Raw genomic sequence first — 11,429 nt, forward strand, 5'->3', positions numbered from 1 at the left:
TGTCGTTAAAACATCCCCGCTAAATAGACTCTACCAACCTCCAATTTTATATTTTTGAGGAAAAGTGTTGTGATGAGTTACTGGCGAAAAGTGCGTGGATTTCTGTTTCCAACCCGTTATTTAGTATTCTGGGTGGCAGCTGTCGTTTTCCTGATAACGCGGTTGGCAATTCGCTTTCCGCAACTGACTGATAATTGGTATTCCCACGGACTCTATCCGGTTATTGCCACCATCCTTTCGTTCTTCAGTCGTTTTGTACCTTTTTCGCTTTGGGACATCTTCTGGACAGCATTTGTGCTCGCAGCCATTGTTGTTATCCTTTTACTGATATTCCGGAAAATCAGGTTCACTCCAACATTGCTGAAAACCTTGCAGTTTCTGGCCATTCTTTACAGCTACTTCTACCTCGTTTGGGGATTCAATTATTTTCGCCCTTCTATCGACAACCGTCTTCATTTTCCTACCGGGAAATTGCCGGATAGTCTCTTCATCGAAACACTCGATACTTTGATTGCCCAAACGAACGCATCATGGATGGAGATGGACAGTCTGAAGAAAGCTGACATCAATAGTGCCGTTGAAGCTTCGTACAAGGCCAACGCTGACTTTTTACAAATTACTTATCCCAACGGTTACCGTCGGCCGAAAACGATGCTTTATTCAGGGTTATTTGCCAAATCAGGAGTAAGTGGTTATTTCGGGCCGTTTTTCAACGAAGTTCACATCAACGGGAAATTGTTGCCCACCGAATATCCGTTTGTGCTGGCGCACGAAAAAGCACATCAGTTTGGAATGGCACGGGAATCGGAAGCCAACTTCTGCGCTTATGTGGTTTGCAGCACGTCCTCAAATCCATATTTGCGGTACTCAGCCAATTTTAATTTGATACAATATTTTCTCGTGGATGCGCTTCCGCTGAAAAACTATCGCGATTACGTGAAGAAACTAAGGCCCGAAGTGATTGCTGACATACGAGCTGAACAAAAATACTGGCGATCGTTGCGAAATGAAAAGCTGGACCGGATACAAACGGCCGCCAACGACGCCTACCTGAAAAGCAATAACATTAAGCAGGGAACTTTAAACTACAACCAGGTAGTTGAGCTGGTTCTCCGCTGGTATGAGCAAAAGGAGAAACATTAACGTCGGGGCGCCATATATCCGGACGGGTCATTGCGATACTTCTCCGGGTCTTTCAGCACTTCCCGGTTTTTCTCCATCTCGTAGAATTCTTTCTGCTGAGCTTTGTTCAGTACATCGGAATTCAGCAAAACACCCTTATCGTATTTCAGGGTATATTTTAAAGTTCCGTCCTGGTTGTAAAATTTCCAGTCGCCATTGCGCAGATTATTAACGTAATTTCCTTCAATCTCGGGGTCGCCGTTCTCGAAGTATGCAACCGTCAATCCATCTCTTTTCCCGTTGACGTAAACCATCTCGAACTTAAGCTTGCCATCGGGATAATATTCGCGCACAACTCCGTTCATTTTGCCTGCTTCCCACTCACTGGTCCGGGCCGGCTTTCCACTCTTAAACCAGATGGTATCGGTTCCCATATGCAATCCATTGAGGTAATGCTCGCAGGAAACAATGCGGTCGCCATCGAAGTAGGACCAGGTACCCGATTTTTTCTTTCCCAGGAAAACCCCTTTTGCTGTTCTTTTACCATCTTTATTATAAATCTCGGCAATGATGCTGTCCGAACCAGGCACATAGTGCATTCGGGCCTGCAACTGACCGTTGGGATAATATCGTTTCATTTCGCCAACCGGCTCACCATCGACAAATGTTCCTTCGTACTGAATATTACCATTGGGATAGTGGCCAATCCAATGACCTTGCTTTAAACCGTTGGAATCAGTTTGATTCACCGGCTCCTGCGCAAATCCGAAGCTCATAAAACCGATGAGCATAGTAAACACAATGAATAGTCTCACATGCGTTGTTTTTAATTACCCAAAATCTCTTTTCAACAAGAAAAGCAAACAGCCTTTGGCATTCCAGGTTAGGACAATTTCCCGACTAATATAAAATAAAAAGACCGTCTTCTGAACAGAAAACGGTCTTTTTGAATTATCCTTGGGTTTATTAACCTCCAAAGTCGTCGAACAGTACGTTCTCATCCGGAACGCCCAATTCGTATAGCATTTTGGTTACCGCATCATTCATCATCGGCGGTCCGCAGAGATAGTAGTCAATCTCTTCGGGTTCCTCGTGCTTGCTCAGGTAATTGTCATAAATCACCTGGTGAATGAAACCTGTCGGGCCGTCCCAGTTATCTTCAGGAAGCGGTTCCGACAAAGCCAGATGGAATTCGAAATTCGGGAAGTTCTTCTCGATGTCACGGAACTGATCGTAGTAGAAAACTTCTTTCCATGAACGGGCACCGTACCAGAAAGTTACTTTCTTATTCGATTCTTTCACCGTGTGGAACAGGTGGAACAAGTGCGAACGCATCGGTGCCATTCCGGCTCCACCGCCGATGAACATCATTTCGTTATCGTTATCCTTCAGGAAGAATTCACCGTAAGGTCCTGAAATCGTTATCTTATCACCCGGCTTCAGCGAGTAGATGTAAGAGGAACAGATTCCCGGATTCACTTTCTGGAATCCACCGTTTACCCGGTCGAACGGAGGTGTTGCAATACGGATGTTCAGCATCACAATGTTCCCCTCTGCCGGGTGGTTGGCCATTGAGTAAGCACGGTAAGTCGGTTCCGGATTTTTCATCTTCAGATCGAACAAACCGAATTTCTCCCAATCACCACGGAATTTTTCGTCGATGTCGAAATCTTTGAAGTCCACTTCAGTTTTCGGTACATCAATCTGGATATAACCACCTGATTTGAAGTCGAGGTTTTCGCCTTCGGGCAGTTTTACCACAAATTCCTTAATGAAGGTAGCCACGTTCTTGTTCGAAACAACTGTACACTCCCACTTCTTGATACCCATCACCTCCTGAGGGACGCGCATTTCGATATCCTCTTTCACTTTCACCTGACATGAAAGACGCCAGTTGTTCTGCTGCTCTTTCCGGGTGAAGAATCCGGTTTCAGTCGGAAGAATACTTCCGGCTCCCGAATCGACCTGGCAACGGCACATACCACAGGTACCACCACCACCGCACGCTGACGGCAGAAAGATTTTATTATTTCCTAGTGTTGAAAGTAACGTAGAACCGGGCTCCGTTTCAATCGTTTTTTCACCATCGTTGATGTTTACAACGACTGACCCCGATGGGGTTAACTTCTTTTTCGCATACAGCAAAATACCAACCAGCAGCAGGATGACCAGAAGGAATACCACTACGCTGGTGACGATAACTGCTGTTTGTGTTGCCAGAATTATCATGATTTCAATTGATTTTATCATTTAACTCTTAACCCTTTCGGAGATTAAAACTTAATTCCCATAAAGCCCATAAATGCAATCCCCATCAGACCAGTAATGATGAATGTAATACCCAGTCCACGAAGCGGAGCCGGTACATTCGAGTACTGAATCTTTTCACGGATGGCCGCAATAGCTACAATCGCCAGGAACCAGCCAACGCCGGAGCCTAAACCATAAGCTGTTGCTTCGCCGATGTCCACAAATTCACGCTGCTGCATGAACAATGAACCACCGAGGATTGCACAGTTTACTGCAATCAGGGGAAGAAAAATCCCCAGGTTGGTATACAGAGCCGGTGCATATTTTTCAACGACCATCTCCACCAACTGTACCATCGATGCGATAACAGCGATGAACATGATGAAGCTAAGGAAGTCCAAATCAACGTTGGCAAAGTCTTTACTCAACCAGGTTAACGCACCTTCTTTCAATACATAGTTCTCAAGCAGGTAATCCACCGGTACGGTGATTCCCAATACAAATATGACTGCAAGCCCGAGTCCGGTAGCCGTTTTAACCGATTTTGATACCGCCAGGTAGGAACACATTCCCAGGAAGTAGGCGAATACCATGTTGTCGACAAAGATGGACTTGACAAACAGGTTAATATAATTTTCCATATCGCTTGTTCGTTTTTTCTGTTTCCGATTAGTCCTCTATCAATTCACGGTTTTTGGCACGCTGTACCCAGATGATGACACCTACAGTAACCAATGCCATCGGAGGCAGAATCATCATACCGTTATTGGAATACCATCCTCCGTTATCGATGTACCAGCTGGCCGGAATCACATGGTATCCCCAGAGAGTTCCCGATCCCAGAAGCTCACGGAAGAATGCAACAATCACCAGGATGAGGCCGTAACCTGCACCGTTACCGATTCCATCGAGAAATGCCGGAATCGGTTTATTACCCAATGCAAACGCCTCCAGACGTCCCATAATGATACAGTTGGTAATAATCAGACCAACGAATACCGACAACTGCTTACTTACATCGTAAACATATGCCTTTAGAATCTGGTCGACCAGAATCACCAATGCAGCAATAACAACCAACTGAACGATAATACGGATTCGATTGGGAATGGTGTTACGAAGCATTGATATAATTAAATTGGAAAATGCCGTAACCACGATTACAGCCAGCGACATTACCACAGCCGGTTTCAACTGAGCGGTTACTGCCAGTGCCGAGCAAATACCTAATACCTGAACGGTAATCGGGTTTTTGCTGTTCAGCGGGTCGGTCAGCAATCTCAGGTTCTTTTTTGAGAATAAAGGTTCCTTGTCGCTCATTTTATCTTATTTTTTTAAAGAATTCAGTGTATTTGCTCAAATCAACCTGAAGCATCTTCTGCAATCCTTTACTGGTAATGGTACCACCCGAAATGGCATCCACACTGTGTTTCGGATTAGCTTTACCTTTCTCACTTGATTTGGCCACAAAAATGGAAACAAATTTTCCTTCAGAATTGAAAATCGATTTGCCGGCGAATTGCTTTTGAAATCCTTCGGTGGCAATTTGTGCTCCCAATCCGGGTGTCTCTCCTTCGTCGTCGAAGGTCGCTCCGAAAATGGTGCTTCCATCGCTGTCAAAAGCAAGATATCCCCAGATAGGTCCCCACAAACCGGTTCCCCTTACGGGAATGATGTATTTCTTACCCTGATCGCCCAAATCGGCAACATACACAGGTAATTTCTGTTCGTCAGCCGGCTTGGCGTGTTCCTCTTTCAGGTTAACGGTAAAGGCATCCCCTTTGATTTGGTCGCCTTTCGTGTTAACAACGTACGAGTCGGTAATCGTCTTTTTGTAGACTTGCTCTGCCTTATCCGCGCTGACTTCGATATTTAACGACTTCAGTATGCTTTGTTGTTTCTCAATCTTCACATTCTCCTGCTGCGGTGCTTTCAGCTTCATGGCAGCAAACGACAGAACCGCCGCTACCAAAACAACCATTACCGAAGCATATATAAATGTGTAAGCGTTTCCGTTCTTATCCATTTCTTAAATATTTAGGCTTTAACAGTTGCGCGTTTCATTCTACGTTTAATGTTGCTCTCTACCACATAGTGGTCAATCAGCGGAGCAAATACGTTCATCAGCAGGATGGCCAGCATCACACCTTCAGGATAAGCCGGATTGATAACCCGAATCAGGATAGCCAGGAATCCGATGAGGAAACCATAAATCCATTTTCCTTTTGGCGTTTGTGCAGCCGAAACCGGGTCAGTAGCCATAAAGACAACACCGAAGGCAAATCCACCCATGATGAAATGCTCCCAGAACGGAACGGCCATATAAGCATTCACAGCAAAAATATTCAGCAGAAGTCCCATAACGGTTCCACCCAATACAGCTGAAAGCATGATTTTCCAGCTTCCAACTCCGGTCCAAAGCAAGATGGCTGCACCAATCAGAATGGCCAGCGTTGATGTTTCACCTATGGAGCCTGGAATAAATCCGAAGAACATATCAGAAACGGAATACGTGATGGGATGTCCCTGTGCTGCCTGCGCCATTGCGGTAGCACCTGAAAAACCATCGACCGCATGGTTGCCGGCTCCGATTCGCGTCCAGACTGAATCGCCGGACATGAAAGACGGATATGCAAAGAAGAGAAACGCACGTGCCGTAAGTGCCGGGTTCAGTATGTTCATACCGGTTCCACCGAATACCTCTTTACCGAAAATGACGGCAAAAGCGGTGGCTACTGCAATCATCCATAGAGGAGTATTAATTGGCATCACCAGCGGAATCAACATACCTGATACCAGGAATCCTTCGTTAATCTCGTGCCCGCGCATCTGCGCTGTAGCAAACTCAATTCCCAATCCGGTAACATACGAAACGACTACGATTGGTAAAACACGAATGAAACCATAAAAGAAAGTCTGCCAGAAATCAGCAGTTTCTCCCACAGCCAAATTGTGTTGATAACCTATGTTGTACATGCCGAAAAGCAAAGCGGGGATCAGGGAAACGACAACAATCACCATCGTTCTCTTCAGGTCAACATAGTCACGGATGTGTGTTCCGTTCTTATTGGTATGATTCGGGACAAACAAGAATGTCTCGAATCCGCCAAAGACCGATTTGAACATGTGAAATTTACCACCCTTTTCAAAATGGGGCTTTGCTTTATCGAACAAATTTCTAATTGCTTTCATCGATATATTTGAATTATTTTCAACTAAAAAGACAGTCCGTTAGCCTAACTCTTTGATCATGGAGTCAATGCCTTTTCTCAAGATGCTCTGTACCTGAATTTTTGAAGTACAAACATACTCGCAAAGCGCCATATCTTCTTCCACAACATCATAGATACCCAATTTCTCCATCTTGTCGATATCATTGGCCAAAATGGCTTTCAACAAGTATACAGGAAGAATATCCATCGGTAATACTTTTTCGTATTCACCCGAAACAACAAAGGCACGTTCTTCACCGTGCATGTTGGTATCCAGACGATATTTCTTCTTCTTTGAACCGAGCCATGAGAAGAAGGTATGAGACGGACTAAACTTGTTAAATCCGGGGAGGGCCCATCCGAAAGCTTCGTAATAATCGCCTTCCGGGATAACCGAAACCATTGAATCGTAAAATCCTAAGAATCCATCCGATTCGATACGGTTACCAGTCAGTACGTTTCCACTAATAAAACGAACATGATCGTTGGTCAACCGGCCTTTGAACAAACCTGCCAGGTTAGCACCAACCCACGTACGGTAATAACGTGGTTCTTTCACCTCGGAGCCCGCAAAAGCAATAATTCGGGACGGGTCGTAAATGCCTTTTTCAAACAGTTTACCTATGGCAACAACATCCTGCGGCTGAATGGTCCATACGACTTCATTCTTTGCAAGCGGAGCGACGGTATGCAATTGAATACCTACATTTCCCGCCGGATGGGGCCCTTGGAAACGATTGATTTCGACGCCTTTTGAATTGGCAAATACTTTGTTGGCACCTTCAGCAGGAAGACCCAGATAGATTTTACCATCGGTCAGTTTGCTGAGGGCATCCAAACCTGTCTGCCAGGCGCTCTCTTCACCGCTAAGGATGTAATCATAATCGGGAGCCAGAGGGGCACTGTCGAAACACGAAATGAAGATATCCCTGGGATTTTCGTCCGGGCGCGCCACGACTCCGTAAGGTCGCATTTTAAACGCCGGCCACAAACCCGAGCGGAGCAATTCCTCGCGTACCTCATCACGGCTTAAATCAGCCGGATTAGCTTTCCGGAATTCCTCAGACTGGTTCTCACCATCTGCCTTCACAACCACCTCTAAAATCTTGCGACGCTCACCCCTGTTTACGGCAACCACCTCGCCGCTCACCGGAGAAACATACTTTACTTCCGGCTGATACTTGTCAAAAAACAGCGGAGATCCGGCTTTTACCTTGTCTCCCTCTTTTGCTGCAAGTTTCGGGGTAAGCCCATGAAAGTCGGTAGGTTTAATGGCGAAAGTGTCGGGGCGATCCATTTGGTCCAGGATTTTCTCTGCCCTACCCTTAAGCTGAATATCTAAACCTCTCTTGAGCTTTATAACGTTTGACATTGTAGTGATTTGAATGATTAATTTGATGCACAAAAGTAAATATTTAGGTACTTTTTCACAATCTTTGCTCTAATTTATAAGCACATTCTAAAATATTCATTCCCAACGCTATTCAATTTCTAAAAGTAAATCTTGCAAATGTCTGAATATATGTATGTTTTAAGACCTTGATAGTTTATTTAGTTTTTCGTTAATTTTATGCCATGCTTCGTAAATTCACCATACGTACTATTTTCATCCTCACGGCTTCTCTCCTCTTTGGGCCCAGAATATCAGCAAAAAATTTACCGCAAAAAGACAATCCCGATAATGAAAACCTCCTGACGAATCAGGTTTACAGCGATAATATTCATACTGTTCAGTTTTATAGGGAAGGATGGGAATTTTCGCAGCCTGTTCTTGTTTTGGGCTCCGACCAACATTTGGTTCTTAAATTCGATGACCTTTCCGGTGAAGCACAAACCTACAGCTACACCATCAAACATTGCTCTGCCGACTGGACTCCTTCCAGTTTGATTGAGTCGGAATACCTTGACGGATTTTTTGAAAATACCATTGACGATTATGAATATTCGGTGAATACGACGATTCCCTACGTCAACTACCTGCTCCGAATCCCGAATGACGATGTCAAACCGAAAATTTCGGGCAATTACGTTTTAACTGTCTGGAACAATTACGATCACACAAAACCAGTACTTACCCGGCGTTTTTTTGTGGTTGACCAGAAAGTGAGCGTAACCGGAAAAGTAAAACCGGCCACTTACGACAGCTACAGGGGACCAAATCAGGAAGTTGATTTTGCGATACAACACCCCGATTTTTCCATACAGAATCCGCGCGACGAAGTGAAAGTTTTGCTGATGCAAAACGGGCGCTGGGATAATGCAAAAACGGATTTGCTTCCACAGTTTATTAGTGAAAACTCGTTAGTTTACGATTACAGCGAAGAAAACGTGTTCAAGGGAGGAAATGAATTCCGGAATTTCGACATGAAAAGCCTGAGAGTAAACGGAAAAGGCATTGCCGGAATCCAATATTTATCGCCGCTCTTCCACGTTACCCTGTATCCCGACAAGGACCGCCACGGACAGGATTACCACTTTGAAAACGATTTGGACGGGCATTATCTCGTGAAACGGGACAATGTGACTGACAGTGATGTGGAAGCCGACTACGCTATGGTCCATTTTTCACTCGACATTCAGGCACCGCTTACCGAAGGAAACATTTATGTGTTCGGTGAACTTTCGGGCTGGCAGTGCAATCCATCCAACCAGATGACATACAGCATCGAACGCAAACAATACGAATTGGCTCTGCTGCTGAAACAAGGATTTTACGACTACGAATATGCTTATGTGCGGAACGATGATGGAAAGATCGACACCTCGCTGTTGGAAGGCAGCCACGTGGAAACCGAAAATAATTACCAGATTTTTGTTTACTACCGCGGCATCAGTTCGCGCTACGACCAGTTAATCGGCTACCAGGTTATTAATTCGGCCAATCAGTAGGTTCTGCACACAGGCCGAAAGACATTTCCAACACTCCCGAAACCGTCAGACACAGAAGAAGTAATTCTTTCGTGTAACATTTTTGTATTACTTTCGCGGCGCAAATTTTATCGACAATTAAACCATGCGCGAAAGACTAACGGCTTTTCTGAGACTTTTTATTTTCTGGTTTTCCTATTTTATTAGTGCCCGAATATTTTTTGCCGTTTACGAAGTTTCGCTTACGCGGAAATATGCTTTTAGTGAAATCCTGCTCGCTTTTCTACACGGTTCCCGCCTCGATCTGTCGGCTACTGGCTATTTTCTGATGTTAAACGGGTTGTTACTAACGTTATCCATCATTAGTGGAGCGAATGTCTTCCGGAAAATCATTCTTGGAATCAACCGGTTCTTCATCGTTCTTTTCGCGCTGGTCATTGTAGGCGATGCGGAAATCTACCGCAACTGGGGCAGTCACCTCGACAGCACTCCGCTGATGTACCTCAACACTCCCAAAGAGATGTTGGCGTCAACCTCAGCCGGAAGATGGATTCTGCTCTTTACCTTAATTTTTTCCTTTGCGGGATTATGGCTCTTTCTTTTCAAGAAATTCGTTTCTCCCAAAGTCAACTTTTTAAACGCTGTCAGGTATACCTATGCGCTCCCTATGCTGTTGCTCACCGGCGCAATGATTCTTCCCGTCAGGGGAAGTCTGGGAATTGCCCCCATCAACACCGGCTCGGTTTATTTTAGTAAGGATTTGTACCCGAACCACGTTGCAGTCAACTCGGTCTGGAACTTTTTGTACAGCCTGAAGAAACTGCGCAAGATGAATCCACCGTACCGTTTCATGCCCAATGAAAAAGCAGATTCGTTGTTTCATAACTTCTACGCCCATCAAGGTAGTACAAAACACCTTCTGAAAACAGAGCACCCCAATGTTGTCTTGATCCTGTTGGAAAGTTTCACGGCAAAAATGATTGAACCGCTCGGCGGTGTTCCCGGAGTAACTCCGAACCTGAACCGGTGGTGCCACAATGGAATTTTATTTGATCATGTATATGCTTCGGGCGACCGGTCTGCAAAGGGAATTGTGGCCGTAGTGAGTGGTTTTCCGGCACAACCGACCGCCTCCATCATCAAGCTTCCGCAGAAAACCCAACAGCTTCCGTTCATCAGTCGTGAAATGAAAAATGTAGGCTATAACTGCAGTTACTACTATGGCGGGAACGTCGATTTTGCCAATATGCGCAGCTACATTACGCTTGCAGGTTTCGATACCATTGTTTCGAAGAAAGATTTTCCGGAAAAAGACTGCAATTCCAAATGGGGAGTGCACGACCACGTCATGTTCAAGCGGCTGTACGACGATATCTCAAAAAGCAAGGAACCGTTTTTCAAAATGCTGTTCACGCTGAGTTCCCACGAACCGTTTGATGTTCCCATGAAGACTGTTATCAAAGGAGACGATGAGGCATCGAAGTTCATGAACTCGGCTTATTACACCGATAAGTGTCTGGGAGCTTTCCTCGATTCGGCCCGGAAAAGCAACTGGTGGAACAACACATTAATCGTTATGGTGGCTGACCACGGACATCCGCAGCCGGGAAATTCGTTGCCGACCGATCCGCTCAAATACCACATCCCCCTACTCTTCACCGGCGGAGCACTGGCTGTTACTGACACTGTAGTTCACACATTCGGTAGTCAGACTGACATCGCGGCTACGTTGCTACACCAGTTGAGCCTGAACGCGAACCAATTTCGTTACAGCAAAGACTTACTGGCCGACAGCACAAAAAGTTTTTCCTTTTTTGCCTTCAACAATGGTTTCGGATTTCTGAGCGATTCGGCTACTCGTGTTTTTGACAACACTGCAAAAGAATACGTCACATTAAAGGATTCGACGAAAGAGAACGACGCTTTTGGAAAGGCTTATTTGCAGGTAATGTGGAACGACTTTTTGAATAAATAAGA

The 11,429-nt window shown here is 45.1% G+C and carries 10 protein-coding genes; 3 read left to right on the forward strand and 7 right to left on the reverse strand.

From position 1 onward, the window contains the following. The first annotated feature begins 54 nt into the window (after positions 1-54). Entirely contained in the window at positions 55-1,143 is a 1,089-nt protein-coding gene (locus CLV93_RS01430) for a DUF3810 domain-containing protein (protein ID WP_146141925.1), read from the forward strand. Here CLV93_RS01430 and CLV93_RS01435 read toward each other — a convergent pair. The 7 genes from CLV93_RS01435 to CLV93_RS01465 all read right to left on the reverse strand — a co-directional run bounded on the left by CLV93_RS01435 (position 1,140) and on the right by CLV93_RS01465 (position 7,956). Next, positions 1,140-1,937 (reverse strand): toxin-antitoxin system YwqK family antitoxin, encoded by a 798-nt coding sequence (locus tag CLV93_RS01435; RefSeq protein ID WP_146141926.1) that lies wholly within the window; start codon positions 1,935-1,937, stop codon positions 1,140-1,142. The genes CLV93_RS01430 and CLV93_RS01435 overlap by 4 nt on opposite strands. 151 nt (positions 1,938-2,088) lie before the next feature. Next, positions 2,089-3,351 (reverse strand): NADH:ubiquinone reductase (Na(+)-transporting) subunit F, encoded by a 1,263-nt coding sequence (gene nqrF, locus CLV93_RS01440; RefSeq protein ID WP_106540390.1) that lies wholly within the window; start codon positions 3,349-3,351, stop codon positions 2,089-2,091. Between the two features lie 44 nt (positions 3,352-3,395). After that, positions 3,396-4,013 (reverse strand): NADH:ubiquinone reductase (Na(+)-transporting) subunit E, encoded by a 618-nt coding sequence (gene nqrE, locus CLV93_RS01445; protein ID WP_106540391.1) that lies wholly within the window; start codon positions 4,011-4,013, stop codon positions 3,396-3,398. A 28-nt stretch (positions 4,014-4,041) separates the two neighbouring features. Further along, the gene (locus CLV93_RS01450) at positions 4,042-4,692 is read right to left on the reverse strand and encodes an NADH:ubiquinone reductase (Na(+)-transporting) subunit D (RefSeq protein ID WP_106540392.1); all 651 of its coding nucleotides are present in this window, start codon (positions 4,690-4,692) and stop codon (positions 4,042-4,044) included. Between the two features lies 1 nt (position 4,693). After that, the gene (gene nqrC, locus CLV93_RS01455; RefSeq protein WP_106540393.1) at positions 4,694-5,398 is read right to left on the reverse strand and encodes an NADH:ubiquinone reductase (Na(+)-transporting) subunit C; all 705 of its coding nucleotides are present in this window, start codon (positions 5,396-5,398) and stop codon (positions 4,694-4,696) included. Between the two features lie 11 nt (positions 5,399-5,409). Further along, positions 5,410-6,564 carry an NADH:ubiquinone reductase (Na(+)-transporting) subunit B gene (locus CLV93_RS01460; protein WP_106540394.1) on the reverse strand — a complete coding sequence of 385 codons (1,155 nt, stop codon included), beginning with the start codon at positions 6,562-6,564 and terminating at the stop codon, positions 5,410-5,412. Positions 6,565-6,603: 39 nt separating this feature from the next. Next, positions 6,604-7,956 (reverse strand): Na(+)-translocating NADH-quinone reductase subunit A, encoded by a 1,353-nt coding sequence (locus CLV93_RS01465; RefSeq protein WP_106540395.1) that lies wholly within the window; start codon positions 7,954-7,956, stop codon positions 6,604-6,606. A 203-nt stretch (positions 7,957-8,159) separates the two neighbouring features. Between CLV93_RS01465 and CLV93_RS01470 the strand changes: the two genes are divergently transcribed. Both CLV93_RS01470 and CLV93_RS01475 read left to right on the forward strand, forming a co-directional pair. After that, on the forward strand, positions 8,160-9,473 hold the full coding sequence (locus tag CLV93_RS01470) for a type IX secretion system plug protein (protein ID WP_106540396.1): 1,314 nt from the start codon (positions 8,160-8,162) through the stop codon (positions 9,471-9,473). A 124-nt stretch (positions 9,474-9,597) separates the two neighbouring features. Then, a complete protein-coding gene (locus CLV93_RS01475; RefSeq protein WP_106540397.1) occupies positions 9,598-11,427 on the forward strand; it encodes an LTA synthase family protein in 1,830 nt (609 codons plus the stop codon). Positions 11,428-11,429: the final 2 nt, after the last annotated feature.

Origin of the sequence: Prolixibacter denitrificans (assembly GCF_003014495.1) — a bacterium.
GTDB classification, from domain to species: Bacteria; Bacteroidota; Bacteroidia; order Bacteroidales; family Prolixibacteraceae; genus Prolixibacter; species Prolixibacter denitrificans.